Source organism: Pseudomonas parafulva NBRC 16636 = DSM 17004, from assembly GCF_000730645.1.
Taxonomy (GTDB): Bacteria; Pseudomonadota; Gammaproteobacteria; order Pseudomonadales; family Pseudomonadaceae; genus Aquipseudomonas; species Aquipseudomonas parafulva.
The window spans coordinates 25821-52274 of the sequence record NZ_BBIU01000001.1; the positions used below are offsets into that span (position 1 = coordinate 25821).

At 63.2% G+C, this 26454-nt stretch carries 24 protein-coding genes; 15 read left to right on the forward strand and 9 right to left on the reverse strand.

The genetic code is table 11. The features are described from left to right. Positions 1–33 precede the first annotated feature (33 nt). Positions 34–2064: a hybrid sensor histidine kinase/response regulator gene (locus tag PPA02S_RS00105; RefSeq protein ID WP_028634308.1), complete on the forward strand. Its 2031-nt coding sequence runs from the start codon at positions 34–36 to the stop codon at positions 2062–2064. Between the two features lie 52 nt (positions 2065–2116). Here the strand turns inward: PPA02S_RS00105 and PPA02S_RS00110 are convergent, their stop codons facing one another. From PPA02S_RS00110 to PPA02S_RS00120, 3 genes are all read right to left on the reverse strand, one after another. Then, on the reverse strand, positions 2117–3322 hold the full coding sequence (locus tag PPA02S_RS00110; protein ID WP_028634307.1) for a zinc-dependent alcohol dehydrogenase: 1206 nt from the start codon (positions 3320–3322) through the stop codon (positions 2117–2119). Between the two features lie 82 nt (positions 3323–3404). Further along, a complete protein-coding gene (locus PPA02S_RS00115; protein ID WP_033728070.1) occupies positions 3405–4583 on the reverse strand; it encodes a PAS domain-containing sensor histidine kinase in 1179 nt (392 codons plus the stop codon). Further along, the gene (locus PPA02S_RS00120) at positions 4580–5389 is read right to left on the reverse strand and encodes an alpha/beta fold hydrolase (protein ID WP_028634305.1); all 810 of its coding nucleotides are present in this window, start codon (positions 5387–5389) and stop codon (positions 4580–4582) included. The genes PPA02S_RS00115 and PPA02S_RS00120 overlap by 4 nt, the downstream gene beginning before the upstream one ends. 198 nt (positions 5390–5587) lie before the next feature. Here PPA02S_RS00120 and PPA02S_RS00125 point away from each other — a divergent pair, with 198 nt between their 5' ends. After that, positions 5588–7186: a histidine kinase famiy protein gene (locus PPA02S_RS00125; protein ID WP_028634304.1), complete on the forward strand. Its 1599-nt coding sequence runs from the start codon at positions 5588–5590 to the stop codon at positions 7184–7186. 42 nt (positions 7187–7228) lie between these two features. Here the strand turns inward: PPA02S_RS00125 and PPA02S_RS00130 are convergent, their stop codons facing one another. After that, a complete protein-coding gene (locus PPA02S_RS00130) occupies positions 7229–7636 on the reverse strand; it encodes a response regulator (protein ID WP_033728069.1) in 408 nt (135 codons plus the stop codon). A gap of 163 nt (positions 7637–7799) precedes the next feature. Next, positions 7800–8495: a type 1 glutamine amidotransferase domain-containing protein gene (locus PPA02S_RS00135; RefSeq protein ID WP_028634302.1), complete on the reverse strand. Its 696-nt coding sequence runs from the start codon at positions 8493–8495 to the stop codon at positions 7800–7802. A 196-nt stretch (positions 8496–8691) separates the two neighbouring features. On the opposite strand from PPA02S_RS00135, the gene pstS reads away from it, so the two are divergent. The 9 genes from pstS to nahK all read left to right on the forward strand — a co-directional run bounded on the left by pstS (position 8692) and on the right by nahK (position 19186). Beyond that, a complete protein-coding gene (gene pstS / locus PPA02S_RS00140; protein WP_028634301.1) occupies positions 8692–9723 on the forward strand; it encodes a phosphate ABC transporter substrate-binding protein PstS in 1032 nt (343 codons plus the stop codon). 66 nt (positions 9724–9789) lie between these two features. Further along, on the forward strand, positions 9790–10755 hold the full coding sequence (gene pstC / locus PPA02S_RS00145) for a phosphate ABC transporter permease subunit PstC (RefSeq protein WP_028634300.1): 966 nt from the start codon (positions 9790–9792) through the stop codon (positions 10753–10755). Continuing rightward, positions 10755–11648, forward strand: coding sequence for a phosphate ABC transporter permease PstA (pstA, locus tag PPA02S_RS00150; RefSeq protein ID WP_028634299.1), 894 nt, complete (start codon positions 10755–10757; stop codon positions 11646–11648). The genes pstC and pstA overlap by 1 nt, the downstream gene beginning before the upstream one ends. Before the next feature lie 75 nt (positions 11649–11723). Then, positions 11724–12485, forward strand: coding sequence for a phosphate ABC transporter ATP-binding protein PstB (gene pstB, locus PPA02S_RS00155; protein WP_042141089.1), 762 nt, complete (start codon positions 11724–11726; stop codon positions 12483–12485). A 93-nt stretch (positions 12486–12578) separates the two neighbouring features. Then, complete coding sequence (locus tag PPA02S_RS00160; protein ID WP_028634297.1) at positions 12579–13271, forward strand: hypothetical protein; 693 nt, start codon at positions 12579–12581, stop codon at positions 13269–13271. Next, the gene (locus PPA02S_RS00165; protein WP_028634296.1) at positions 13271–13870 is read left to right on the forward strand and encodes a trehalose-phosphatase; all 600 of its coding nucleotides are present in this window, start codon (positions 13271–13273) and stop codon (positions 13868–13870) included. The genes PPA02S_RS00160 and PPA02S_RS00165 overlap by 1 nt, the downstream gene beginning before the upstream one ends. A 262-nt stretch (positions 13871–14132) precedes the next feature. Continuing rightward, positions 14133–15317 carry a porin gene (locus tag PPA02S_RS00170; RefSeq protein WP_028634295.1) on the forward strand — a complete coding sequence of 395 codons (1185 nt, stop codon included), beginning with the start codon at positions 14133–14135 and terminating at the stop codon, positions 15315–15317. 127 nt (positions 15318–15444) lie between these two features. Then, on the forward strand, positions 15445–16608 hold the full coding sequence (nosP, locus tag PPA02S_RS00175; protein ID WP_028634294.1) for a nitric oxide-sensing protein NosP: 1164 nt from the start codon (positions 15445–15447) through the stop codon (positions 16606–16608). Further along, positions 16538–19186, forward strand: a complete 2649-nt coding sequence (gene nahK / locus PPA02S_RS00180) for a hybrid sensor histidine kinase/response regulator NahK/ErcS' (protein ID WP_080667869.1) — start codon at positions 16538–16540, stop codon at positions 19184–19186. Before nosP ends, nahK begins: the two co-directional genes overlap by 71 nt. Here the strand turns inward: nahK and PPA02S_RS00185 are convergent. Beyond that, complete coding sequence (locus PPA02S_RS00185; RefSeq protein ID WP_028634292.1) at positions 19183–19848, reverse strand: response regulator transcription factor; 666 nt, start codon at positions 19846–19848, stop codon at positions 19183–19185. The genes nahK and PPA02S_RS00185 overlap by 4 nt on opposite strands. A 58-nt stretch (positions 19849–19906) precedes the next feature. Next, positions 19907–20467, reverse strand: a complete 561-nt coding sequence (locus PPA02S_RS00190) for a PQQ-dependent catabolism-associated CXXCW motif protein (RefSeq protein ID WP_028634291.1) — start codon at positions 20465–20467, stop codon at positions 19907–19909. 150 nt (positions 20468–20617) lie between these two features. Here PPA02S_RS00190 and PPA02S_RS00195 point away from each other — a divergent pair, with 150 nt between their 5' ends. Next, entirely contained in the window at positions 20618–21256 is a 639-nt protein-coding gene (locus PPA02S_RS00195; protein ID WP_028634290.1) for a response regulator, read from the forward strand. 6 nt (positions 21257–21262) lie between these two features. Here the strand turns inward: PPA02S_RS00195 and PPA02S_RS00200 are convergent, their stop codons facing one another. Together PPA02S_RS00200 and exaA are read right to left on the reverse strand one after the other, a co-directional pair. Continuing rightward, entirely contained in the window at positions 21263–21922 is a 660-nt protein-coding gene (locus tag PPA02S_RS00200) for a pentapeptide repeat-containing protein (protein ID WP_028634289.1), read from the reverse strand. Between the two features lie 61 nt (positions 21923–21983). Then, positions 21984–23879, reverse strand: coding sequence for a quinoprotein ethanol dehydrogenase (exaA, locus tag PPA02S_RS00205; RefSeq protein ID WP_033728068.1), 1896 nt, complete (start codon positions 23877–23879; stop codon positions 21984–21986). A gap of 252 nt (positions 23880–24131) precedes the next feature. Here exaA and pedF point away from each other — a divergent pair, with 252 nt between their 5' ends. From pedF to PPA02S_RS00220, 3 genes are all read left to right on the forward strand, one after another. Further along, entirely contained in the window at positions 24132–24593 is a 462-nt protein-coding gene (gene pedF / locus PPA02S_RS00210) for a cytochrome c-550 PedF (protein ID WP_028634287.1), read from the forward strand. Between the two features lie 62 nt (positions 24594–24655). After that, the gene (locus PPA02S_RS00215) at positions 24656–25366 is read left to right on the forward strand and encodes a quinoprotein dehydrogenase-associated SoxYZ-like carrier (RefSeq protein ID WP_042141091.1); all 711 of its coding nucleotides are present in this window, start codon (positions 24656–24658) and stop codon (positions 25364–25366) included. Positions 25367–25403: 37 nt separating this feature from the next. Further along, positions 25404–26339, forward strand: coding sequence for a quinoprotein relay system zinc metallohydrolase 1 (locus PPA02S_RS00220; protein WP_028634285.1), 936 nt, complete (start codon positions 25404–25406; stop codon positions 26337–26339). Positions 26340–26454 lie beyond the last annotated feature (115 nt).

Here is a 26454-nt window from a genome sequence, read left to right on the forward strand (position 1 = left end):
GTGCTGACCCATCACGATGTTCGAGGTCGACTCATGGAACAACAACCCGCTGGCAGCGCTGCCAGTGGCCAGGATGACGCTGCTCAGACGGCCGAGCGGCTGCAGCTTGCGCTTAGCGCGGGCGCGATCATCGGCACCTGGGTGTGGGACATCCCCAACGACCGGGTAACCGCTGACGAGCGCTTTTCCCATTCGTTCGGCTTGCCACTGGCCAAATGCCTGGCGGGTATGCCGTTGGTCGAGGCATTCGACTCCATCTACCCCGAAGACCGTGAGCATGTGGCCGATGCCATTCAGGCCGCCATGGCCTGTGGCGGTGCGTTTCGCTGCGAGTACCGCGTTCGTCATGACGATGGTTGCTACCGCTGGGTAGAGGCCAGCGGGCGGGTTGAGTTGAACGGGGAGGGGGCGCCGGTGCGCTTCCCGGGTGTGCTGATGAACATCGAGTCACGCCGCGCCGCCCAGGCAGAGCGCGACCGGGTCATGGCCATGTTGCGCACCTTCACGGCTGCGGTGCCGGGTGTGGTCTATGCCAAGGACCGCCAGGGGCGGATGCTGGTAGCCAACCACGGCACCACGGTGCTGATCGGCAAGCCACCTGAGTACTACATCGGCAAGACCGACCTGGAGTTCCTCGAAGACAAGCAGCAGGCGCAGCAGGTGATGGAAACCGATCAGCGCGTCATGGCAGCCGGCAAGGCCGTGGAGGTCGAGGAGCGCGTGGATATGCCAGACGGCTCTGCCACCTACTGGCTGTCGTTGAAAGCGCCCTTGCTCGGCGACGATGGCGAAGTGATCGGGCTGATTGGTTCGTCCATTGATGTCACGGCCCGCAAGCAGGCCGAGGCCCAGTTGCTGGAACTCAACCGCACGCTCGAAGCACGCATCAGCCAGGCGGTGGCCGAGCGTGAGGAAGCTGAAGCAGCCCTGCGCCAGGCGCAGAAGATGGAGGCGGTGGGGCAGTTGACGGGCGGGATCGCCCATGACTTCAACAACCTGCTGGCAGGTATTTCGGGAAGCCTCGACCTGATCCGCGCGCGGTTGGGGCAAGGGCGTATGGACGATGTCGAGCGTTACCTGACCGTGGCCCATGGTGCTACCCGCAAGGCGGCGGCACTGACTCACCGGCTGCTGGCATTCGCCCGCAGGCAAACGTTGCTGCCGGTAGAAACCGATGTACATGCATTGATTGGTGGTATGGAGGAGTTGATCCGCCGTACCGTGGGGCCTTCGATCACGCTTGAGGTGCGCCTTGAGGCCTTGGCCAGCACTTGCCTGGTGGACCCGGCCCAGCTTGAGAACGTACTGGTCAACTTGTGTATCAATGCCCGTGACGCACTCGCTGGCGCGGGTTGTATCAGTATTCACACTGAAGACCAGCATCTAGATGACGGTGCCGACCCTGAGTTGCAGGCTGGCGACTACCTGTGCATCTGCGTGGCCGATGGGGGTACGGGCATGGCCCCGGACACCCTGGCCAAGGCCTTCGAACCGTTCTTCACCACCAAGCCCGTAGGGGCGGGTACGGGCTTGGGCCTGTCGATGGTGTATGGCTTTGCCAAACAGAGTGGCGGGCAGGTGCGCATCGAGTCCACCGAGGGGGTGGGTACCCGGGTTTACCTGCAGTTGCCCAGCCATGGGGAGCCGCGCCATGTGGCTACAGCACCGCCGCCCAGCGCCACCAGCCACCGCGCAGTGCCCGGGCACACGGCGCTGGTGGTGGATGATGAAGCTTCGGTGCGCATGTATGTGAGCGAGATCCTCAATGGGCTGGGGTATGTGGTCATCGAAGCAGCCGACAGCCTGGCAGGTTTGCAGTTGCTGCGCTCTGACACGCGCATCGATGTGCTGATCACGGACGTGGGCCTGCCGGGTGGGCTGGATGGCAGAAAAATGGTCGAAGCAGCCCGGGCTGCCCGGCCAGGGTTGCCGGTGTTGTTCATGACTGGCTATGCGCCGACCGAGCCTTCAACTGTCGGCTGGCCGGGGGAGGCGGGGGCGGTGTTGAGCAAGCCGTTCACGCTTGATGCGCTGATCAAGGCGCTCAACACCCTCAGCCTGTAGTTTCTGGTGATGGTTGGGGCCGATAGGCGGCCCCGGTCAGTCAACCCTGCGATCAAGCCGACATGCCGCTCACCGATGCGCTCGCCGCCGCACCAGGTACCAGAATCACCTTGCGGCAATCGTCTTTTTTCTGGTCGAACAGTTTGTACGCCAGGGTGGCTTCTTCGAGCGCCATGCGGTGGGTAACGATCTGTTCGGGCTGCAACCGGCCCGCCTCGATGTACTCGAGCAACTGCGGCAGGTATTTGTGCACGTGGGTCTGGCCCATCTTGAAGGTAAGGCCTTTTTCGAATGCGTCGCCGAACATGAAGCCGTGGATGAACCCCGCATACACGCCTGGCACGCTCACCACCCCACCTCGGCGCACGGCAGCAATGCACTGGCGCAAGGCCTTGCCGTTGCTGCCCTCGATCTTGAGGGTGGTCAGTACCGCCTCGGCAGTGCTGCCTTTGGCTTCGAAGCCCACCGCATCAATGGCCGCGTCGACGCCGCGCTTGCCTGGGGTAAGGCGGATGATGCTGTCTGCCGGGTCATCATCCTGTTCGTAGTTGATCGGCACCACACCGTAGGCATCGCGGGCGAACGCCAGGCGGTAGTCGTTGTGATCCACCATGAAGATGGTCTGGGCGCCCAGCATGCGGGCACAGGCCGCGCTCAGCAGCCCCACAGGCCCGGCCCCGTAGATGGCCACTGTCGAGCCCTGGCTTACCTCGGCATTGGTCACAGCCTGCCAGGCCGTCGGCAGGATGTCGGAGAGGAACAGCACCTTGTCGTCCGGCAACGCCGTGGGCACCTTGAACGGCCCCACATTGGCCTTGGGTACCCGCACGTAATCCGCCTGGCCGCCCGGTATGCCGCCATACAGGTGGCTGTAGCCAAACAGGGCTGCCCCTGGCGGGATCACTTTTTTATTGATGATGGCGCCGCGCCCGGTATTGGTGGTTTCGCAGGCGGCAAACAGGTCGTGCTGGCAGAAGAAGCAGTTGCCACAGGCAATCACGAAGGGGATGACTACCCGATCCCCGACCTTCAGGTCTGTAACGCCGGGGCCTGCCTCTTCGACGATACCCATGAATTCATGGCCGAAGATATCGCCCGGTTCGGTCTGCGGAATCCTGCCGTGGTAAAGGTGCAGGTCCGACCCGCAGATGGCCGTGGCAGTCACGCGCAAGATGACGTCGTCATCGGCCTGGAGCGTTGGGTCTGGAACCGTATCGACCCGGACATCCTGCGCGCCGTGGAAGGTCAGTGCTCTCATGGTTCAGCTCCTGCAAGGTCGGTTGTGCAGTTCAGGGTTAACCACGGCGTGAGTATAGTTCAGCTCCCGGCGCGCACCGGCCTCAGCAGGCACCTGCCCCGACTGGCAGGCGGATGGTGAAGGTGGTGCCGTACACCGCGTCGGAACTGACGGTGACAGCGCCCCCATGCGCCTGGGTGATCTCGCTGACGATGAACAGGCCCAGGCCGATGGAGCGCACCGGGTCGCGGTGGCTGCTGGCGCGCGTCATCGGGGCGAACAGCGTTGGCAGCGAACGCTCGGGGATGCAGGGGCCATGGTTGTGCACGGCGATCACGGCGGCGTGGGGCTGCAGGTCGGTGGTCAGGGTGATGGGGTGGGCGAGGTCCCCGTACGCCACGCTGTTGGCAACCAGGTTGCCAATCATCTGCTGCAGCCGATCACCGTCGATGTCCAGCTCGCCATGGCCGCGGGACAGGTGGCGGATGTGGGCGTGGATAAAGGCCACGCGCAACTCGTTGACGCTTTGATCCACGGTTCTTGGCAGGTCCGTAGGGCTGCGCCGGATGGTGATGCCTTCGCCGATCCGCACCGAGGCGAAGTCGAGCAGGTCGGCAATCATGCGCCGCGCCCGTTCCGAAGAATGGCTGATGCTGCTCAGCAGGCGCCGCTCCTTTTCCCGGTGCTCGCCGCGCTCCAGCAACTGGGTGGCCATCTTGATCGCCGTCAGCGGGTTTTTCAGGTCGTGGCTGGCGATCGCCACCATCTGTTCGGCAAAGGCCGCGCGCCGCTGGGCATCATGGTAGGCGTCGGCAAGCTCCTGTTTGGCGTGTTGCAGCGCCGCTTCCGCTTCAGTGGTCTGGGCCAGCAACTGTTCGGCCCGGCGCCGCGCAGCCAGCAGTTCACGTTCATAGCGGTCACGCTCGATGGTGCCGAACAGGGCCATTTCGTGGAATACGCCATGGGCGTGCTCGCGCCGTACCCCATTGAGCAACATGGTGATGACATGGCCGTCGCGGTGCAGCACTTCAAGTTTCACCTCCGCCACGGAGCCCTGCATTTTCATCAACGGTGCCCAGTGGGTCTGGTGAAAAATGCGCCCGCCCATGGTCAACAGCTCTTGAAACCTGCGCTGCAACAAGGTTTCCAGCGAGTGCCCCAGCCAGTTGCAGAAGGTCTGGTTGGCCCGCACGATAATACCGGCTTCGGTAGTGACGACCAGGCCGCAGGGGGCGCCTTCGTACAGCTGCTCTACCAGCGGCAGGGCGTCTTCGGGGGTCATTGGCCGAGCGCCCAGGGCTGCAAGAACGCGTCCATGGCCTCGGAGCAGGCAGTGGGTGCGCTCATGTGCGGGCAGTGGCCGATGTTCTCGATCAGGCACAGCGTACTGTTGGGCATGACCGCATGCAGATACTCACCCACCGAAACGGGGGCGATCAGGTCATCGTGGGACTGCAGGATCAGTACCGGTGTGGCCAGGCCGGCAATGTCCTGGCGGTTGTCCGACAGGAACGTGACGCGGGCGAAGTGCCCGGCAATTTCAGGGTCGGTACGGCAGAAGCTGTTGGTGAGCTCAACGCCCAGCGCCGGCTGCCCGGGTGCCCCCATGATCACGGGCGCCATGGTGCTGGACCAACCCAGGTAATTGCTGTCGAGGGTGTCGAGCAGGCTCTGGATATCGGCCTGCTTGAAGCCCCCTATGTAGTCGCCGTCATCGATGTAGCAAGGGGACGGCCCGACCATAACATGGGCAGCGATGCGCCCTGGCTGCTTGCGGTCGGCCAGGGCGCCGATCATTGCGCTGACCGAATGGCCGACCACGATCACCGGGCCTTCGGCGAAGGCATCGATTATCTCGTTGAGGTCCTGGGCGTAGCCCAGCAGCGAGTCGTATTTGCGGCGGTCGTAGGCGGTGAGGTCCGATTGCCCGGCGCCTACCAAGTCGTAGGTCACCAGCCTGAAGCGCCCGTGAAAGTGGGGCAGCAGGTACTTCCACATGGACTGGTCGCAGCCGAAACCGTGGGAAAACACCAGGGTGGCTGGGCCGCTACCGGTGACCTGTACGTTGTTACGCAGCGATAGATTCATGAGATTCCACGGGCAGCAGCATCCTGCTTGTTAGGTGCGGGGCCTGGCAGTTCATTGTGCAGGATAGGCCAGGCGTGAACGAGTCGACAGTGGGTGTTCGGCATAAGTTTCGTAAACGCTGAGCGCCGAATGAGCAACTTGGGCTGCGCCGTTGTCAAGAGTTGACGATTTGCACCACTGCTCATTCAGGAGAGTCCCGTGACGGACAAGAAGGCACGCGTCAGCAATCAGGCTTCCGGGGATATCTCCAAGCTGCCGCACGACATGTTTTTCGCGGCGGTGCAAACCACGCGCATGCCGATGATCGTGACTGACCCCAACCGCGAGGACAACCCGATCATCTTTGCCAACCGCGCCTTTATGGAGATGACCGGCTATGCCAGCAGCGAGATCCTGGGGCGCAATTGCCGTTTTCTGCAGGGCGCCGAAACCGAAGTGGCAGTGGTGGATGCCATCCGCGACGCCATCGCCCGCCGGGTCGATATCGCCACGGAAGTGCTCAACTACCGCAAGGATGGCTCAAGCTTCTGGAATGCCTTGTTCATTTCGCCCATTTTCAACGAACGGGGTGACCTGATTTATTTCTTCGCCTCGCAGCTGGATGTGAGCCGTCGGCGCGATGCCGAGGACGCCCTGCGCCAAGCGCAGAAGATGGAAGCCCTCGGCCAGCTCACTGGCGGTATCGCCCATGACTTCAACAACCTGCTGCAGGTGATGGGCGGCTACATGGGCCTGGTTGCCAACGAGACCGACAAGGCCCAGCCCGACCTGAGCCGCATTCGTCGCAGTGTCGGCCACGCGCAAACCGCCGTGGACCGGGCCAGCACGCTGACCAAACAATTGCTGGCATTCGCCCGCAAACAGAAGTTGCACGGCAGGGTGCTTAACCTCAACCACCTCATTGATGACGTGCGCCCCATCATCGAGCGCACCTTCGGCGGCGAGGTGACGGTGGATTACGACCTGGATCCGCAACTGCGCAATTGCCGTATCGATGGCACCCAGGCCGAGGTCGCGCTGCTGAATATCTTCATGAATGCGCGGGACGCCCTCATCGGCCGCAAACGGCCCCACCTGTTCATCGAAACCCGCAATATCCAGGTGAGCGATATCAACCAGTCCTTTGATGGGCTGTTGCCCGGCAGCTATGTCAGCATCTCGATTACCGACAATGGTATCGGGATGCCAGCCAGCATCCGCGACCGGGTGATGGACCCGTTCTTCACCACCAAGGAGGAGGGCAAAGGCTCCGGGCTGGGGCTGTCGATGGTGTATGGGTTTGCCAGGCAGTCCGGGGGCGCTGCGCGTATCTATACCGAAGAAGGCGAAGGCACCACGTTGCGCTTGTATTTTCCGGTGGATGAAGCAAGCCCGGTGCAGGAAAAACCCGTAAAGCTTGCGGAGCGCAGCTCGGGCACAGAGCGCATTCTGATTGTCGAGGACCGCCCGGACGTCGCCGAATTGGCCAAGATGGTGCTGGAAAACTATGGCTATGACGCAGACATGGTGCTTAACGCGCGCGAGGCGCTGAAGCTGATCCAGGCGGGTGAACGCTACGACCTGCTGTTCACCGACCTCATCATGCCGGGTGGCATGAACGGCGTGATGCTGGCGCGGGAAGTGCGCCGCCTGCAGCCGCAGATAAAGGTGCTGCTGACTACGGGTTACGCAGAGAACTCGATCGAACGCACGGATATCGGCGGGTCGGAATTTGATGTGATTTCCAAACCCTGCCAACCACATGATTTGGCAAGGCGGGTCAGGCAGGTGCTGGACGGGCCAACGGGGATCGCCTGAGAACCCCATCAGCGCCCTGAATATCAGGGCGCTGATACGGCATCACCTCAGTGGCTGTGCCAGCGGTTTTGCGGAGCGCGATAACTGATCGCTGACCACGCCAATGAAATGGTCAAGCGTCCACGGCTTGGGCAGGAACACGGCACCCAATGGCAGCGCTTGGCTGGAGGGGTCGTGATAGCCACTCATGACCACGATACGCGTGTCCGGCTGTTGCTTGCCGACCTGGCGCGCCAGCTCCAGCCCGTCGACGGTCCCGGGGGTACGTACGTCGGTCAGCAGCATCGAGAAGGAGGAATGCGAGGTCATTTCCAGGCCCTCCTGCGCGGTTTCAACGCTGGTGACCGTGGCGCCCAGGTCTTCAAGTGCGATGGCAATCAGTTCGCGAATGATGGGTTCGTCCTCGACCAGCAGGACAGTCGGACATCTTGGAAGTTCGCACACTTTCATGGCAATACTCAGGCTAGGCGCACTCAGGTTTTAGAGGGGACATCCGTGTAGGCTCGCAAGGTAACGCGCGAGCGATAACTGTGCGCTACCCGTCTGACCACCGCCCCTGAGCAATAATTCCGTAAACGTTTGCTCAAAGGGCGGAAGTGGCAGGGCTGGGCGGTCAGGCGCCAGGTTCCTGTGCCAGCCGGGCAAGCAGCGCCTCGGCTGCGGCTTCGGAGGAAGCGGGGTTTTGGCCCGTGATCAGATGCCCATCCTCGACCACATGGCTGGACCAGTCAGCCCCTTTGGAGTAGGCACCGCCTTTGGCCTTGAGCATGTCTTCGACCAGGAACGGCACCACATCGGTAAGCCCTACAGCCGCTTCTTCGCTGTTGGTGAAGCCCGTAACCTGCTTGCCTTTCACAGCAGGGTGCCCGTCAGGCGCCTTGACGTTCTTCAGCACCCCGGGTGCGTGGCACACGGCGGCAATCGGCTTGTTGGCTGCATAGAATGCCTGCAGCAGGGTGATCGAATGTTTGTCTTCGGCCAGGTCCCACAATGGCCCATGGCCGCCTGGGTAGAACACGGCATCGAAGTGGTAGGGGTCCACCTGGTTCAGGGGCACGGTATCAGCCAGGGCCGCCTGCCCCTCGGCATCGCTGGCAAAGCGCCGGGTGGCGTCGGTCTGGGCATCGGCCTCGTCGCTTTTAGGGTCCAGGGGTGGCTGGCCGCCTTTGGGCGAGGCGAGGGTCACATCGGCGCCATTGTCGATGAAGACATAATAAGGAGCGGCGAACTCCTCCAGCCAGAAGCCGGTTTTCTTGCCGGTGTTACCCAGTTGATCATGGGATGTCAGCACCATCAGGATTTTCTTCATGCAGGGCTTCCTCCAGGTAAGGGCGCGCAGCGCCAAACGCGCTGCCTGAAGAGTGGGAGTTCGGTGCGCCGGCAGCGTTCCATCGGTGTGCCCAGGCCCTCGCCGGTGCCTTGGCTAGTGGGGTGCCACCGGATGGTCACAAAGCTGTAACACAGCTGATGCAAAGTGTGCCGGCCATCACACGGAGCGCTTTTCCATGATACGCCTGATGAAGTCTGCTGCACTCGCCGTTGCGGTCTCCCTTTGCGCCACCTCGGCATCCATCGCCGCAGAAAACGTCCGCCTGACCGGTTCCGGCGCCAGTTTCCCTGCACCGATCTACCTGACCTGGTTCAAGGACTTCAGCAAGAAGACCGCGGGTGTCACCGTTGATTACCAATCCAAGGGTAGCGGCGCAGGCGTTCAGGACTTCCTGAACAAGACCGTCGATTTCGCTGCCAGCGACTCGGCCATGAGCGAAGCGGACATCGCCAAAGTAGGCGAGGGCGTGCAACTGCTGCCCATGACTGCCGGCGAAATCGTTCTGGCCTACAACCTGCCAGGCAACCCCAAGGGCCTGAAATTGCCACGTGATGTGTATTCGAACATCTTCCTGGGCAAGATCACCCAGTGGAACGACCCACAGATCGCTGCGGCCAACCCTGACCTGAAGCTGCCAGCCACGCCGATCACCGTGGTGGTACGTGCCGACTCCAGCGGCACCACCGCCGTTTTCACCAAGCACCTGTCGGCCATCAACCCAGACTTCAAGCAGGGGTTGGGTGAGGGCAACACCGTCAACTGGCCCGCCACCGACAAGTTCATCAAATCGCCTAAAAACGATGGTGTAACCGCCACCGTTCGCCAGACCCCAGGCGCCATCGGCTACATCGAGTACGGCTTCGCCAAGCTGGCCAAGGTGGACTTCGCCCAGCTGCAGAACAAGGCCGGCCAGTATGTGGTACCGACCGCCGAGAGCGGTGCAGAAGCCCTGGCTGCCGTGAACATGCCGGAAAACCTCGTGGCCTGGCTGCCCGACCCGGATGGCGCCAAGTCCTACCCGATCACCTCGTACACCTGGATGATCTTCCGCAAGGACAACGGCAACCCGGCCAAGGCCAAGGCCATGCGTGAAATGGTTGAGTACAGCCTGACCGAAGGGCAGAAGATCGCCGACTCCATGGGCTACATCCCGTTGCCACCGTCGGTTGTCGAGCAAGTGCGTAAAGCGTCCGCCAACATCCAGTAACACCCAGGCGCTCCCGGCGTGCGTGTACCGCGCCGGGGGTGTTGCACCCTGTCCCGGAACCTGCCAATGAACACACCCTTTGCCATACCGGATAACCCAGACTCCGCGTGCCAGCCACCGTCGACAAAAGACTTTCTGGTGGACCGCACCTTCCGTGCGCTCGCCCGTATTGGCGTGGTGCTGGTGCTGGCGCTGGTCTTCGCGCTGGTTTATGAAGTGGGCCGCAAGGCATTGCCCGGCATCGAAAAGCACGGTTTCGACGTGCTGTTCGGCAGCGTCTGGGATGTCAACCAAGGCAAGTACGGCATTCTTCCTGCCATTTGGGGCACGCTCTACAGCGCCCTGATTGCGTTGCTGATCGCAGGCTTCTTCGGCGTCAGCATGGCTATTTTCCTGACCCAGGACTTTCTCCCTGCCAGGCTGGCGGCGGTGTTTCGCACCATCGTCGAGCTGCTGGCTGCCATCCCCAGCGTTGTCTATGGCCTGTGGGGCATCTATGTGGTCATCCCGGCCATCCGCCCGCTCACGGCGTGGCTGAACAGCGAGCTGGGCTGGATCCCCTTCTTCGGTACTTCACTGAGCGGCCCTGGCCTGCTGCCAGCGGCGCTGGTACTGGCAATCATGATTCTGCCGACCATCGCGGCGGTGTCCCAGGACGCGCTGACCAGCGTACCGATGAAGACCAAGCAGGCCGCCTACGGCATGGGTACCACCCATTGGGAAGCGATCCTCAAGGTGATGGTGCCCTCCGCTGCAACCGGCATCTTCGGCTCCCTGGTACTCGGCCTGGGCCGCGCCCTGGGGGAAACCATGGCACTGGCCATGCTGGTGGGCAACGCCAACACCATTTCCCTGTCGCTGTTCGCCCCGGCCAATACCCTGGCTGCACTGTTGGCGCTGAACTTCCCGGAGGCTGGCCCCAACGAGGTGGAAGTGCTGATGTACGCCGCCCTGGTGCTGATGTTCATCACCCTGCTGGTGAACGTGCTCGGCTCGATGATCATGCTCTACGCCCAGCGGGGTAATAAATGATGACTGACCTCTCGACCCCTGTTGCCGCGCTGCCCAGCCTGCAGCGCAAGCTCGAAGGCCGCGCCCTGCGCAGCGTGCTGCTGACCAGCCTGGCATGGTTTGCCGCCCTGGTGGCCAGCGTGCCGCTGATTTCGGTGCTGTACATGCTGATCACCCGCGGCGGTGCGCGGCTCAACCTCGAAGTGTTCACCGAGTTGCCGCCCACCGGCTTCGAAATGGGCGGCGGTTTCGGCAACGCCATGGCCGGTACCTTTGTCATGGTCGGCATTGCGGCCGCCATCGCAGTACCGGTGGGTATCCTGGCTGCGGTGTTCCTCGCCGAACTGGGCCCTGACAGCAAGCTGGCCAACGCGGCACGCTTCGCGGCCAAGATGCTTACCGGCCTGCCGTCGATCTTGGCGGGTGTGTTCGCCTACGCCCTGGTGGTGATGACCACGGGCACCTACTCGGCCCCGGCCGGTGGTGTGGCGCTGGCGGTACTGATGCTGCCCATCGTGGTGCTCACCGCCGAAGAAGCCATGAAGATGGTACCCAAGATCATGAAAGACGCTGCCTACGGCATGGGCTGCACCCGTGCCCAGGTCATCTGGAAAATCGTGCTGCCCACCGGGCTGCCGGCCATCCTGACCGGCGTCATGCTGGCCGTGGCACGGGCCGCAGGCGAAACCGCACCGCTGCTGTTCACCGCGCTGTTCAGCAACTACTGGATCTACCACGACGGCAGCCTGGCGGTGATGAACCCGACTGCGTCGTTGGCCGTGCTCATTTACAACTTCTCCGGCATGCCGTTCGACAACCAGCTCGAGCTCGCCTGGGCGGCCTCGCTGGTACTGGTGATGATCGTGCTGGTAATCAACATTCTTAGCCGAGTTTTCGGCAAGCCCAAGTATTGAGAAAGGGAGCATTCGACCGTGAACGTATCCACCGCCCAAAGAGCCGCTCCCTTGGCCAGCGAAGCCCCTATCGTAATGGACTGCAAGCTGGACAAGATTTTCTACGGCAATTTCATGGCCGTGCGCGACAGCCACGTGCCTATCCGTAAAAACGAGATCACCGGTTTCATTGGCCCGTCCGGCTGCGGCAAAAGTACCGTACTGCGCAGCCTCAACCGCATGAATGACCTGGTGAAGGGTTTCCGCTTCGAAGGCCACGTACACTTCCTGGGCCAGGATGTGTACGGCAAGGGTGTTGACCCGGTCGTGGTGCGCCGCTACATCGGCATGGTGTTCCAGCAGCCCAACCCGTTTTCCATGAGCATTTTCGACAACGTTGCCTTCGGCCTGCGCCTGAACCGCTACAAGGGTGATATCGGCGACCGCGTGAAACACGCCTTGCAAGGGGCCGCGCTGTGGGACGAGGTGAAAGACAAGCTCAAGGTCAGCGGCCTGTCGTTGTCCGGCGGCCAGCAGCAACGCCTGTGCATCGCCCGCGCCATTGCCACCGAGCCTGAAGTGCTGTTGCTCGACGAGCCTTGCTCGGCCCTGGACCCGATCGCCACGCGCCGGGTAGAAGAACTGATGGTGGAATTGAAGAAGGACTACACCATCGCTCTGGTCACCCACAACATGCAGCAGGCGATCCGCGTGGCGGATACCACCGCGTTCTTCTCGGTGGACATCACCCAGGGTACCCGCACCGGTTACCTGGTCGAGATGGGCCCGACAACCCAGATTTTCCAGAACCCGCGTGAGCAGCTCACTTCCGACTACATCAGCGGCAAGTTCAGCTGACGCTGATGAGCTTCAGGCAGCCGGGTGCAGGGGCCAGGAAGGCGCCTGCACCCGGCTGCATGTGTGTCACTAAAATGTAACCAGGGATAACCGATGGCAGCCATACCCCGACTTGATCTTTCAGCGATAGAGCGCGCACTGCGCGAGGTGCAGGGGCACTTTGCCGAACTCAGCCGGCACTTTACCGAACCCCGCGACCCGTTCACCGACGAGGTGCTGCTGAATGTGCTTGAAGGCTATGCGCTGATTGACGACTATGTCGCTCGCGGTATCGACCTGTTCGACCTGCAGCAGTTGAACCTGATGCTCGAAATCAATGCCACCGTGCTATGCGGCAGCGACCCTGAGCGGCGCAAGGAATTCGCGCCGCACCTGGCCGCCACCGAGGCGCACTTTTTCAACAACGTCGAAGGCGGCATCAAGGACCTGTACAACTGGTACTGCTCCTACGGCAGCGACTCGATCTGGAAACGTGCAGCGGGCGTTTATGTGCGCATCCTCAGCAAGCCGCAGCTGTTCATCGAAGGTAACAACCGCACCGGTTCGCTGATCGTCAGTTACCTGCTGATGCGCGCAGGGTTACCACCGTTCGTGCTGTCGCTGGACAACGCCGAGGGCTACTTCAACCCGTCCTCGGTCATTCGCAACTCCGCCAAGCATGGTGTGAAAGCTTTGTACGAATTGCCCAAGATCAAGAAAAAATACGCTGCCTTCCTTGAAGCTAAGGCACCTGCCCCTGGCAAGTTCTTCCTGCGTGGGGCGCATGCTCATGGGGGCAGCCGCTGATGGAGCGTATTTCAATGCTGCAGCGAGGCCAACGGGCCCTGGCGCGTACACTGCGCCGCCCACAGGTGCGTATTTCGTTCGACATCGACGACACGCTGGCCTGCCAGCCGGACCATGCCGCGGCAGAGGGCAGCCGCTTGCCCGCGTTTGTCCACCGCTGGTGGGGCGAGCCGCTGCGCCAGGGCACCCGCGCGCTCATCCGTGACTTGCGTCGGCAGGGCTGCAGCATCTGGATCTACACCTCGTCCGGCCGCACGCCGGCCTATATCCGCCGCTGGCTGATGCTGTATGGCATCCGCGTCGATGGCGTGGTCAACAGCAACCGACACCAGCAGGTGCTGGCTGACAAGGGCCTGACCCTGGCGCCGTCGAAGTTGCCGTCGGCGTTCGACATCGACCTGCATGTCGACGATTCCGAAGGCGTGCGCCTCGAAGGCGTAGACCACGGTTTCCGCGTGGTGGTGGTGTGCCCCAAGGACCGGCACTGGGCACAGAAGGTGCTCCACGCAGCCGGCGAGGTGCAGGCGCAATTGGCCTGGCAGCAACCGCACAGGTTTCCAAGGCCGGTATCCCAGCGCCCCTCGGCCCTGGTCTCCTGACGCCAACGCTTGCCAGGCGGTGCTTGCCTGGTACTCCTCATGTATGTCCTTCCCGCGGCCTGCGCAAGTGCCAGGCCCTGCCTGCTACCCAGGCGTAGGCCTGAAGTGCCGAGACCTGGCTTAGCCCGGTCCCGGCACTGAATCATTGCGCCCGGCCAGGCTGCCCAAAGCCCAGGCCAATGCCCCCCAAAGCAGCGTACCGTGCGCCCATGCGGCTTCTGATAATCGCCTCCGACAACCCGTCCCCGTTCCGGAGCGCGCCATGTACAACAATAAGAACCCGCACCCCCGTCTGCTCGCAGCTGCCACGTTGAGCGTTGCAACGCTGTGCCTGAGCGAGGCCGCCAGTGCCGAAATAATGCTGTATGACAAGGACCAGACCACGTTCTCGACCGATGGCTACATCAATGCCTTTTACGTCAACAGCAAGGTCGACCGTGAAGGCGAGCAGTTCGACCGCCGCCAGTCGCGGGTAAAGATGGGGTTTCTGCCCAACTACCTGGGCTTCAACATGGGCAAACAGGTGGATGACCTGAAGCTCGGTGCACGCGCGTCGTTCTGGGTCAGCATCAATGACAGCGAAAGCAACGGCACCGATACCGCCATCGATGTCAGGCAGTTCTACGGCACCGTGGCCAACCCGGCGTGGGGTGAAGTGCTGATCGGCAAGGACTTCGGGCTTTTCGCTCGCTCCAACATTCTGCTGGACGAACTGCTTGCCGGCTACGGCCAGGTCAGCGACACGCTCGGCCTGGTGGACGGCGGCGGTGTCTCGTTCGGCAATATCGGCAGCGGCTACCCGTACCCGTTCCCAACCTCGCAGATCACCTACCGTACGCCGGTCATGCAGGGGCTTCGGGTAGCGGTGGGCATCATGGACCCGGTGGACACCAACGACAGCAGCCCAACCGGCAAGGCCTATCAGAAAAACCCGCGTACCGAGGCTGAAATCACTTACCAGTTCGACCTGGGCGGTGCGCAGGTCTACAGCTGGCTCAACGGCAGCTACCAGACCTCCGACAACACCGATGCCGACGTGAATGCCGTGACCTCCAAGGGGCTTGGCTATGGCGTACAGGCCAAGATGGGTGGCTTCTCTGTGACCGGTTCAGGGTTCCAGGCCAAAGGCATCAACCCGTTCTTCACCAACAACGCGGGGGAGCCGGTGCTGCGCAACGTCGACAGCGATGGCTACTTGTTGCAGGCGTCGTACAAGCTGGGCAAGAACCGCCTGGCGTTGTCCTACGGCAAGACCAAGGACGACGGAAATGGCGCGGTGGGCAGCGGCGCAGATTACCAAACCCGCGGCATTGCGCTGTTCCATGACATCAACGACAACCTCAAGCTGGTGGCCGAGTACAACCAGTTCTCTATCGATGGGCATGGCACCAGCGCCAAGAACGAAGACACCGACACCTTTGCCGTAGGTGCGGTACTCACCTGGTAAGCAGCCGGCCAAGCGCGGCAGCCGCAACTACAACCATCGAAGCCCCCACCCGCTACCCAAGTAGCATTCGTGCCCCGGCGCGGGCTTCGTACACTGACCGTTCAGCCAGCCCATGCCGGAGACCACGATGCAGCAGGCGCACAACGAGGGCGTGGTCAGCGCCATGTCCCAGGCCAGCGATGCCCGCCTGGCCGCCCAGGAACTGGCGCGTCAACTGCTGCATCCGCACCTGGGGTTCGTGCTGTTTTTCTGCACGGCCGAGTACGACCTGCCGACGCTGGCCGAAGCCCTGGAGCAGGGCTTCGGCGGCATTCACCTGGTGGGCTGCACCAGCGCCGGTGAAATCACCCCGCAAGGCTATGGGCGCAATTGCGTCACGGCGGTCGGTTTTGACCACCGCCACTTCTCGATCGCCGCAGAGTTGATCGACGAAATGGAGCGCTTCAGCCTGATCGACGCCCAGCAGACGGTCGAGCGGCTGGTGAATTGCTGTCGCAGCAACACCCTGGCGCCTATCAAAGGCCACAGTTTTGCACTGACCTTGCTCGATGGGCTGTCCAGCCGTGAAGAGACGGTGCTGGCAGCCTTCAGCGCAGCCTTGGGTGACATCCCGCATTTTGGCGGGTCGGCCGGGGACGACAACTACCTGACCCGTACCCACGTGTACTACGCCGGGGCATTTCACACGGGGGCAGCCGTAGTGGTGCTGGTCAACACCTGGCTAGATTTCGAGGTGTTCACCACCCACCACATCCTGCCCCGTCAGGACAAACTGGTGGTTACCGGCGCTGACAGCACCCAGCGCAGGGTCTACGAGCTGAACGCCGAGCCTGCCGCCGAGGAATATGCCCGGCTGATCGGTGTGCCGGTGGCGGCGCTGGACCACCGTGTATTCGCCGCCCACCCCTTGGCCGTGCGCATGCACGACCAGCATTACGTACGGGCCATCCAGCAGGTGCACGCCGACCTGAGCCTGAGCTTCTACTGCGCTGTGGAAACCGGCATCGTGCTGACCGCCATGACCCCAGGCCCGCTGTTGCCGAACCTGCATCAGCTGTTCGAAGGCTTGCAGCAGCGCCTGGGCCCGCTGTTGCTGACCATTGGTTGCGACTGTTTTCTGCGCCGCCTGGAGCTCGAGGGCCAGCGCGGCCTGGAGCCGGTCGGGGCGTTTCTGCGCGAGCAACGGGTGATCGGCTTCAACACCTACGGAGAACAGTTCAATGGCATGCACATCAACCAGACCTTCACCGGCGTTGCCATTGCCCGCAATCACCCCCCCATCGGTCGATGAGCTGCACGCCGAAATCGCTCGGCTGCAGCACGAAAACCACAAGCTGCAACGCATCAATGGTGCGCTGATCGAGCGCATCGAAACCGGCGCCACGCGGGGCAACGGCCCGTATGCGGCGTTCCAGCATTCGGTGGTGCTGGCCGAACAGGTGCGCGAGCGTACCGACGCCCTCAACCAGGCCATGGCGGAGCTCAAGGCGGGCAACCAGTTGCTCAGCGAGGCCCGTTTGCGCGCCGAAACGGCTCATCAGCACCTGGTCGATGCCATCGAAAGTATTTCGGACGCCTTCGTGCTGTTCGACCACAACCTGCGCATGGTGCTGTGCAACAGCCGCTTCAAGGCATTCTGGGCCAACCGACGGGTGCGCATCATGGCCGGCATGCGCCTGGCCGAAGTCAGGCGGTTGATGGCCGGCAGCGGGCTGTTCAGTGAAGAGCCGCGCGGCCACGCGGAAGAAAACGTGCTGTACCGGCAACACAACGGGCGCTGGTTGCAGGTGAGCGAGCGGCCTACCTGCGACGGTGGACGGGTGATCCTGTTCACCGATATCACCGAGGTCAAGCAGAGCGAGACCCTGCGCCGCGAGCAGGCGCTGGCGCAGAAGTCGCACCTGTTGCAACGGGCGGTGGACAACCTGTCCCAGGGCGTAGCCATGGTCAATGCCGAGGGCGTACTGGAGCTGTGGAACCGGCGTTTTCTGGAGCTTAGCGGCCTGGCACCGGTGGCTGCACACCGCCCCTTCGCCGACGTGATCGCCGACAGCGAGCTGCGGCTGCTTACCCCCGACAGCCGTGATGCGCACGGGCGCGTGCTGCACGAGTGCGAACAACGCCTGTTCGGCGGTCGCATGCTGGAGATCCGTACCCACCCGTTACCCACCGGCGGGTTCTTCAATACCTTCACCGACATCACCGAGCGTTACCAGCATGCTGAAGCGTTGAGTGAAAGCGCCCGCTGGATCCGGCTGATTACCGATCATGTGCCGGCCCTAATCGCTTACCTCAACGCTGACCTGGTCTACGAGTTCACCAACAAGGTGTACGAGCAATGGTACTGCTGGCCCAGTGGCCTGATGTTGGGCCAGAGCCTGCGCGAAGCCCACAGCGAGCAACACTGTCAGCGCCTGGAGGCCTATGTGGCACGTGCCCTGGCCGGGGAGAGCGTCACGTTCGAGTTCGCCGAAACCAACACCAGCGGCCAGGAGCGCTACATGTTGCGCTCCTATGTGCCCAACCGCCTGGCGGGGGGGGAGGTGGTGGGTATTTTTGTGCTGATCCGCGACATCACCGAGCGGCGCAACACCTCGCAGGCATTGCACCAGGCCTACCAGCACCTGGAGCTGCGCGTGCGCGAGCGCACCGCCGAACTGACCTCGCTCAACGGCCAGCTGCTGCGCGAAATCGACGAACGCCGCCGCGCGGAGGCGCGGCTGCAAGAAGCCAAGCGCGAGGCCGAGCAGGCCAACCTGTCGAAAACCAAGTTTCTGGCGGCTGTCAGCCACGACCTGCTGCAACCGCTCAATGCCGCACGGCTGTTCACCGCGGCCTTGCTCGAACGCCGCGACCCACAGGCCAGCGCGCACTTGGTGCGCAACGTCAGCAACTCGCTGGAGGATGTGGAGAACCTGCTGGGTACCCTGGTAGACATTTCCAAGCTCGACGCCGGGGTGATCAAGGCCGATATCGCGCCCTTCGCCCTGGCCGAACTGATGGACAACCTGGCCGCCGAATACGCCCAGGTGGCGCGCAGTGTAGGCCTGGCGCTGCACTTTGTGGGCTGCTCGGCGGTGGTGCGCAGCGATATCCTGCTACTGGCGCGGGTGCTGCGCAACCTGCTCAGCAATGCCATCCGCTACACCCCGTCGGGCCGGGTGGTGCTGGGTTGCCGTCGCTTGCGCGACCGGGTGCGCATCGAGGTTTGGGACAGCGGTATCGGGATCCCCGAAGAGCACCTGGAGGAGATGTTTCAGGAGTTCAAGCGCGGGGCCGTGCAGCGGCCCGACCAGGACCGTGGCCTGGGGCTGGGGCTGGCGATCGTGGAAAAGATCGCGGGCATTCTGGGCCACCGCATCGCGGTACGGTCATGGCCTGGCAAAGGGTCGGTGTTCGCCGTGGAGGTGCCGTTGAGCGCTGCTGCACCCAAAGCTCCGCTGGCCCAGGCCGTGTGCGAGCCGATGCTTGAATGCCTGCGTGGTGCCCAGGTCTGGGTGCTGGACAACGACGCCGCCATCTGTGCCGGCATGCGTACGTTACTGGAGGGCTGGGGGTGCCGGGTGGTTACCGCGCTCTCGGAGCAGGACCTGGCCCGCCAGGTGGACAACTTCCACGCCCATGCCGACTTGCTGATTGTCGATTACCATCTGGACAACGACTGCAACGGTGTGGATGCAGTGGCGCGCATCAATGGGCGCCGGGCACGGCCACTCCCAGCGTTGATGATCACGGCCAACTACAGCAATGAGCTCAAGCAGCAGGTACGCGAGCTGGGCCACACGCTGATGCACAAGCCGGTGCGGCCCATGAAGCTGAAAACTGCCATGACTCATTTACTGGCCATGCATCAGCCCCCGCGTGCCTAGCGGCGCAGGTAGTCGGTAAAGTCGATGTCCCCGGCACTGAGAATGGCCTGTACCCGGTTGTGCACGTTGAGCTTGCGCAAGATGGCCGAGACGTGGGCCTTTACAGTGGTCTCGGCAATATCCAGGGTGTAGGCGATCTGCTTGTTCGACTCGCCCTTGGTCATGCGTTCGAGCACCAGCAACTGCTTGCGAGTCAAGGCTTGCAGCATTTCCGGCGGGAAACTGGGGGCATCGCTCAGGCGCCGGCTGGTTGTGCTTTTTTGCGCACGAATGATGTCGGGGGGCAGGTACACGTTGCCGTTGAGGATCTGCTCGATGGCCTCGATCATCTGCCCGCGCGGGGAGGACTTGGTGATGAACCCTACCGCACCGTAGGTAATGGCCTGCAGCACGATCTGCTTGTCCTGCTCGGCGGATACGATCACCACCGGCGTGGTGGGCGCCTCGTTGCGCAAGGTGATCAGGCCGTTCAGGCCGTGCATGCCCGGCATGTTCAGGTCCAGCAGGATCAGGTCGAGGTCGTCATGCGCCTGGGTCAACGCCAGGGCGCTGTCCAGGTCGGCGGTTTCCATCACCTCGGTGCCCTGGAAACCGTCGCTGATGACGTTGTGGATGGCTTCTCTGAACAGCGGGTGATCGTCGGCGATCAAGATTTTGTACATGGCCTTTTCACCTTTTTGTTATTGGATGGCCCGGGCACGCTCTGGCATGGCGGCAGTTTCAAGGGAACGGCACAGGTTGCGCGGGTTGCACGGGCAAATTGGCCTGCTGCCACGCATCCAGGCCGTCGCGGTACCAATAGAGCGTGCGGTACCCCAGCCCTGCAGCGCGTTTTACCGCGTTCCAGCTCAGCCAGCAATCGGACCGGCAATAGAACACCAGCGGTTGCTCAGCCTGGCCGGCGGTGGCCCGTTGCAGGTTGTGAGCGAAATAGGCCTGCCAGGCCGGCGTCAGCTGCCCATCACCCGTGTTGGCCAGCCACAGGCTGCCCGGCAGGTTGGCGTGGGGCTCGTCCTCGATGAAGCGGCCCTGGAGCCACTGGCGGCGGTAGACGTCGATCAGCACAGGGCTTGGCTCTTGGTTCAGCAAGTGCTGCAAGGTGGCGGTGTCGATGACTGTGCCGCCTGCAACTTCCTGGGGCGTAGGGCTGCGGTACAAGGTGGCGCGGTAGCCATCGGGCGTGAACAGCGCGGGCGTTTCGGCGTGGGCGCCACCCGGCGGGAGGCATGACGCGGCGGCGGCCAGCAGGAGGCATGGCAGCCGGGGCAGGGCACGTGGCATGGTCAGATCCTTCTTGTTATAGCGCCATTACATGCCAGGGCTGCGCAATTGTGAATGCGACGATCAGACGGCCCGGGCAGTACCAAAGTAGTAGCCAACACCCGGCCGGGCGGCCCTACGATGGCCAAAAAGCCGCGCAGGAGTGTCGCCATGAATATCGTGCTGGTAGATGACCACGCTGTGGTCCGCCGTGGCTATGCCAGCCTGCTGCTCGCAGCGTTCCCCGCGCTGCAGGTGCGCGAAGCGGCCAATGGTGAAGAGGCGCTGGCCCGGGTGCATGAGCAGGTGCCCAACCTGGTCATCATGGACTTTGGCCTGCCGGGCATCAGCGGCCTGGAAACCCTGCGCCGCCTGCGCCAACGCCTGCCTCAGTTGCGGGTGCTGTTTTTCAGCCTGCACGACGAACCCCTGATCGTGCGGCAAGTGCTGGATGCGGGCGCAATGGGTTATGTGACCAAGCAGGCCGACCCGCACGTACTGGTCGAGGCCGTGCAGCGGGTCATGGCCGGGCACGCCTACATCGAGCAGCCGCTGGCCACGCAACTGGCCTGCGCCTCCCAGCCAAGCGCCCAGGACCCACGGTTGCAGCGCATGACCCAACGGGAACTGGAGATCTTCATGATGCTGGCCAACGGCACGCCGACGCGGTCCATCGCAGGGCAGCTGTGCATCAGCACCAAGACCGTTTCCAACCACCTCACATTGCTCAAGAGCAAACTGCAGGTCAGCTCCCATGCAGAACTGGTGCACCTGGGGATCCAGCTGGGCGTGGTAAGGCTTGCCGGTTGACGGGGTTCAATGGTCCCAACTGTCGGGGCAGCCGCTGCAGCCTTCCATGTCGGCATCCTGGAAGTTGCCATAGTGCTGGCGGGCACCGGTGAGGTCGGCGCGGGCGAGGTTGCTTTGGCCGAGCTTGGCCTCCTGCAGGTTGGCATCGTTGAGGTGGGCACCCTGTAGGTCGGTTTTGCTCAACCAGGCCATTTCCAGGTCGGCGGCCTGCAGGTTGGCTTGCTGCATCTTGGCGCCGGTCAACCGCGCGAACTGCAGGTAGGCCGCGCTGAGGTCGGCTTTCTCGAACTGCGCGCCCTGGGCGAACAGGCCCCAGCCCTGCACGGCCATCAAGCGTGCGCCGCTGAGGTCGGCCAGGCGCAGGTTGCTCTGCTGCAGGCTGGCGCGGGTCAGGTTGGCGCCTTGCAGGCGGGCTTTTTCCAGGTTGGCGAGGTCCAGCCGGGTATGGCGCAGGTCGGCATCACGCAGGTCTGCACCGGCCAGGTTCATCTTGCGCATATCCTGGTTGGCCAGTTTGGCGCCGCGCAGGTTTGTACCGGGGCACTGGCTGGCTTCGGCGATCACGCAGCCGTTGATCACCAACGGTTCATCGCCACCGTCGTCGTCCGCCTGGGTGGCGAAAGCGGGGCTCAGGGCCAGCAGCAGGGCGAGTGGCAGGTAGTTCATGGTCGAGGTCTCCTGGCTTGTAGAGGCATGACGGGGGCAGGCAAGCCCGCCCCCGGCAGGGTCAACGCTGCGCGGTCTTGTTATCCCAACTCGGGATCTTGAACACCCAGAACGACCCACCTTGTGCCACGGGCTTGGTCAGCTCGGCCATGTCGCCACCCCACAGTGGCACCGCGCCGCCGTAGCCCACGGTAACGCCGATGTACTGCTCGCCATCCTGTTCCCAGGTGATGGGCGGCGAGACGATGCCGCTGCCGGTCTGGAATTTCCACAGCTCCTTGCCGGTCTTGGCGTCGAAGGCTTTGAAGAAGCCGTCGCCGGTGCCGGTGAACACCAAGTTGCCCTTGGTCGCCAGCACCCCAGCCCACAGCGGCAGGTGCTCCTTGTGTTCCCACACCAGCTTGCCAGTGGTGGGGTCCATGGCGCGCAGCGTGCCGACGTGGTCCTCATACATGCGCTTGATGCGGAAGCCCATGCCCAGGTAGGCCGAGCCCTTCTTGTAGTTCACTTCCTCGGTCCAGTATTCCTCTTTCCACTGGTTGCCGGGGATGTAGAACAGGCCGGTGTCCTGGCTGTAGGCCATGGGGTTCCAGTTCTTGCCACCCAGGAACGGTGGCGAAACCTCGACCGGCTTGCCTTTGGTTTCACCCGGCAGTGGTTTGGCAGGGCGCTGGCCGGGGTTTTCCACCGGGCGGCCGGTCTTCAGGTCGATGTGGCTGGCCCAGGTGATGTTGTCGACGAAGGGGAAGGCGTTCTGCAGCTTGCCGTTGTTGCGGTCCACCACGTAGAAGAAACCGTTGCGGTCGGCGTGGCCGGTGGCCTTGACCACCTTGCCGTCCTTGTCCTTGTAGTCGAACAGCACCAGCTCGTTGTTGCCAGAGAAATCCCAGGCATCGTTAGGGGTGTGCTGGTAGAACCATTTCACCTCGCCGGTGCTGGGGTCCACGCCCACCTGGCCAGAGGTGTAGAGGCTGTCGAAGTCGTGCGGGTTGCCGTCCTTGGAGGTTCGCGCCCAGGTATTCCAGGGGCCGGGGTTGCCAGCGCCGACGATGATGGTATTGGTCTCGGCATCGAAGCTCGCGCTTTGCCACGGTGCGCCGCCGCCATGGCTCCAGGCTTCAACCTTGCCGGTCTCGGTGGTGGGGTCGTCGGGCCAGGAGGGCGCCTTGACGTCACCGGTCGGGGTGCTGTCCTTGCCGTTCAGGCGGCCCATGTGGCCTTCGACGAAGGGCCGCATCCACACTTCTTCGCCGGTTTCCGGGTCGCGGGCGAACAGCTGGCCCACCACGCCGAACTCATCCCCGGAACTGCCGTGGATCAGCAGCACCTTGCCGCTGGTCTTGTCCTTGATGAGCACCGGTGCGCCGGTCATGGTGTAGCCAGCGCTGTGGTCGCCGAACTTCTTGTTCCAGACCACCTTGCCGGTGTTCTTGTTCAGGGCGATGACGCGGGCATCCAGCGTGCCGAAGTAGATCTTGTCGCCGTAGATGGCGGCGCCGCGGTTGACCACGTCACAGCACGGGCGGATGTTGTCTGGCAGGCGATGGTTGTAGGTCCACAGGCGCTTGCCGGTCTTGGCGTCGAGGGCGAACACCCGCGAATACGAACCGGTGACGTACACCACGCCGTCGCTGACGATGGCCTGGGACTCCTGGCCGCGCTGCTTTTCGTCGCCGAACGAGTACGACCAGGCCGGCGTCAGCTTGAACACGTTCTTGTCGTTCACCTGGGCCAAGGGGCTCCAGCGCTGGGCATTGGTGCCCATGCCGTACTGCAGCACATCGGTGGTGGTGAGGTGGTCGTTGGCGATGTCTTCCCAGGTCACGTTCTTGGTGGCAGGTGCCGCGGGTGGGGTGGCCGCCGTGGCCGCTGTCCCCATGGCCAGGCTCCCGGCCAGCAACAGGGCCCGCACGCTCAGGGCCAGGGGGGAAGGGGCGGGTAGCGATCTTGTTGTCATGGTTGCAATTCCCTGTGGAGTTTTGGCCAGCACAGGGTGGTCCGGCGTGAGGCCTGGGCATAGGGAGAAAGTCCCGGTGAACACGGGAAAACTTCCCATTGCCCACCTCTTTTGGCCCTTCGCCACAAGCCCTACTACCAACGGACGAGGCCGCGGCCACCAAAGCAGCATTCGGGCCTTGCAGGGCGGTTTCTAGTATGGCGGCACGGCCTCTGTGGTTGAGGCTTTGCGTGCAACCGTGAGGGCATAACAATGAAAACCAAACGCAACGTCGTGCTTGCTTCAGGCCTGTTGGTCGGCGCGCTGGTGGCCGGAACGGCCTGGGCCCATGGTAATGTGGTGCCCGAGGCCGTGGAAACCAAGGGCCTGACCCCGGTGAAGGATACCGGCGCCGCCCTCGACGATAACGGCTGGGCCATGGCCAACCCGTACCGCACCTCCCCCGAGCACGACAGGGCGGTGGAGATCGGCGCTTCTGCCTACAACCAGAATTGCGCGGCCTGCCATGGCCTGGAGGCGAAATCCGGTGGCATCGCCCCGGACCTGCGCATGCTCGACGCCGGTGATGCCGGGGACGAATGGTTTGTGGAGCGCGTGCGCAACGGCGCCGTGCGCGATGGCCGGGTGTACATGCCAAAAATGGCTGACTACCTGAGCCAGGAAGCCCTGTGGGCCGTGCGTACCTACCTCGACAGCGTTCACGTCGAGGAGTGACGGCCGTGCGCCTGGTCGGGCTGCTGCCCACACTGCTGCTGTGCTGGCTGGCGAGCCCCGCCATGGCGGGCGACAGCCGCGGCAACGCCGACCCGGTGCCTTCGGTGATGTGGGCCTTTTATCACAAGCAACTGCTGGGGCAGGGCGCGTTTGTCTTCGATGAGCGGGTCAAGCTGCTGGCGCCGCCGTTTGCCGAAGATGCCCGCCAGGTGCCGCTGGAAATCGACGCCCGGGCGCTGGGTGCGGAGGTGGTGCGGATCATCGCCTGGGCCGAGCTCAACCCCTTGCCCCGCATCGTCGACTTCGAACCCGGCCCGGGCGTGCTGCCGTGGCTGTCCATCCGTATCCGCATCGAGCAGGCAACGCCGTTACGCGCGGCGGTACTCACCCGCGACGGTACCTGGCATGTGGGCTCGACCCTGATCGACGCCGCCGGCGGCGGCTGTACAGCGCCCAGCGTGGTGCGCACGCAACCCGGCTGGGAGGAGCACCTGGGTGAAGTGCTGGGCGGGCGTTACCCGCGTGGGGCCGGCGACCGTCTGCGGGTGCAGGTGGCGCACCCGATGGACAACGGGCTGGTCAGTGGCATCCCTGAATTCTTCATCGACCATGCCGAGTTGCAGGGCGCCGAGGGCCAGGTTCTTGCCACGCTGGCGCTGTACCCGGCGGTGAGCGAGAACCCCAACCTGGGCTTTGATCTGCAGGGTCACGGGCTGACCCGATTGGTATTGCAGGACAACAGCGGCAACCGCTTCGAGGCCGCCGTGCCGTGATGCCGTGCCTGGCTTGTGACTAACGGGGGAAGCCGTCATGCGTTGGATGCTGTTGCTGCTGGTGGGCCTGGGCTTGCCCGCCCTGGCCGATTTGCAATACCGGCTGGCACCCCGGCAAATCGCCCAGGGCACCTGGTTGCTGGAGGGCAGTACCGACAATTTTGCCAAGGACAATGGCGGCAACGTGGTGAACACGGCCTTCATCGTCACTGACAACGGCGTTGTGGTCATCGACACCGGGCCCTCGAAGCGTTATGGCGAGGCGCTGCGCCAGGCCATTGCCAGCATTACCGACAAACCTGTGGTCGAGGTGTTGCTGACCCATCATCACCCCGACCATGTGCTGGGCAATCAGGCCTTTGCCGACGTGCCCATCAGGGCCTTGGCGGGCACCACTGAACTGCTGCGCCAGCAGGGCGATGCCATGGCCGAGAACATGTATCGGCTGGTCGGGGACTGGATGCGCGGCACCGAAGTGGTGCTGCCGACACACGTGCTGGAACCAGGGCTGCACACTGTGGGTGGGCACCGCTTGCGCCTGCTGGGGCTGGCAGGCCACACCGGTGCCGACCTGGCGATTTTCGATGAAACCACCGGTGTGTTGTTTGCGGGTGACCTGGTGTTTGATCAACGCGCCTTGACCACACCCAACAGCCCAGGGCTTGGCACCTGGCTGCAAGACCTGGACACCTTGCAGGCGCTGCCCTGGAAGCAGTTGGTGCCGGGCCATGGTCCGCTGGCCAGCGATCCGCAGCCCTTGGAGCAGATGCGTGATTACCTGGGCTGGCTTGATGGGCTGATGCGCGAGGGTGCTGCGCGTGGGGATGACATGACCGAGGTGATCCGCACACCAATCCCTGAACGGTTCGCCAGCATCCGCCTGGCCCGGTACGAGCTGATCCGCAGTGTCAGCCACCTGTACCCCCTGTATGAACGGCGGGCACTGAAGCGTGTGGATATCAAACCCCATTAAGCGGGTTGATCGATGCCTCTTTGAGGGCAGCTGTTTTGCATAAAGTCTGGAAGTTGGCGCAACCCACACTGAGGGAGCAACTGTCTTCTATAAGATTTCAAAACTGGCGCAATCA

Coding starts and splice junctions, on each gene's coding strand:
- PPA02S_RS00105 (WP_028634308.1), top strand. CDS start 34: ATGGAACAACAACCCGCTGGCAGCGCTGCCAGTGGCCAGGATGACGCT.
- PPA02S_RS00110 (WP_028634307.1), bottom strand. CDS start 3,322: ATGAGAGCACTGACCTTCCACGGCGCGCAGGATGTCCGGGTCGATACG.
- PPA02S_RS00115 (WP_033728070.1), bottom strand. CDS start 4,583: ATGACCCCCGAAGACGCCCTGCCGCTGGTAGAGCAGCTGTACGAAGGC.
- PPA02S_RS00120 (WP_028634305.1), bottom strand. CDS start 5,389: ATGAATCTATCGCTGCGTAACAACGTACAGGTCACCGGTAGCGGCCCA.
- PPA02S_RS00130 (WP_033728069.1), bottom strand. CDS start 7,636: ATGAAAGTGTGCGAACTTCCAAGATGTCCGACTGTCCTGCTGGTCGAG.
- PPA02S_RS00135 (WP_028634302.1), bottom strand. CDS start 8,495: ATGAAGAAAATCCTGATGGTGCTGACATCCCATGATCAACTGGGTAAC.
- pstS (WP_028634301.1), top strand. CDS start 8,692: ATGATACGCCTGATGAAGTCTGCTGCACTCGCCGTTGCGGTCTCCCTT.
- pstC (WP_028634300.1), top strand. CDS start 9,790: ATGAACACACCCTTTGCCATACCGGATAACCCAGACTCCGCGTGCCAG.
- pstA (WP_028634299.1), top strand. CDS start 10,755: ATGACTGACCTCTCGACCCCTGTTGCCGCGCTGCCCAGCCTGCAGCGC.
- pstB (WP_042141089.1), top strand. CDS start 11,724: ATGGACTGCAAGCTGGACAAGATTTTCTACGGCAATTTCATGGCCGTG.
- PPA02S_RS00160 (WP_028634297.1), top strand. CDS start 12,579: ATGGCAGCCATACCCCGACTTGATCTTTCAGCGATAGAGCGCGCACTG.
- PPA02S_RS00165 (WP_028634296.1), top strand. CDS start 13,271: ATGGAGCGTATTTCAATGCTGCAGCGAGGCCAACGGGCCCTGGCGCGT.
- PPA02S_RS00170 (WP_028634295.1), top strand. CDS start 14,133: ATGTACAACAATAAGAACCCGCACCCCCGTCTGCTCGCAGCTGCCACG.
- nosP (WP_028634294.1), top strand. CDS start 15,445: ATGCAGCAGGCGCACAACGAGGGCGTGGTCAGCGCCATGTCCCAGGCC.
- nahK (WP_080667869.1), top strand. CDS start 16,538: ATGGCATGCACATCAACCAGACCTTCACCGGCGTTGCCATTGCCCGCA.
- PPA02S_RS00185 (WP_028634292.1), bottom strand. CDS start 19,848: ATGTACAAAATCTTGATCGCCGACGATCACCCGCTGTTCAGAGAAGCC.
- PPA02S_RS00190 (WP_028634291.1), bottom strand. CDS start 20,467: ATGCCACGTGCCCTGCCCCGGCTGCCATGCCTCCTGCTGGCCGCCGCC.
- PPA02S_RS00195 (WP_028634290.1), top strand. CDS start 20,618: ATGAATATCGTGCTGGTAGATGACCACGCTGTGGTCCGCCGTGGCTAT.
- PPA02S_RS00200 (WP_028634289.1), bottom strand. CDS start 21,922: ATGAACTACCTGCCACTCGCCCTGCTGCTGGCCCTGAGCCCCGCTTTC.
- exaA (WP_033728068.1), bottom strand. CDS start 23,879: ATGACAACAAGATCGCTACCCGCCCCTTCCCCCCTGGCCCTGAGCGTG.
- pedF (WP_028634287.1), top strand. CDS start 24,132: ATGAAAACCAAACGCAACGTCGTGCTTGCTTCAGGCCTGTTGGTCGGC.
- PPA02S_RS00215 (WP_042141091.1), top strand. CDS start 24,656: ATGGCGGGCGACAGCCGCGGCAACGCCGACCCGGTGCCTTCGGTGATG.
- PPA02S_RS00220 (WP_028634285.1), top strand. CDS start 25,404: ATGCGTTGGATGCTGTTGCTGCTGGTGGGCCTGGGCTTGCCCGCCCTG.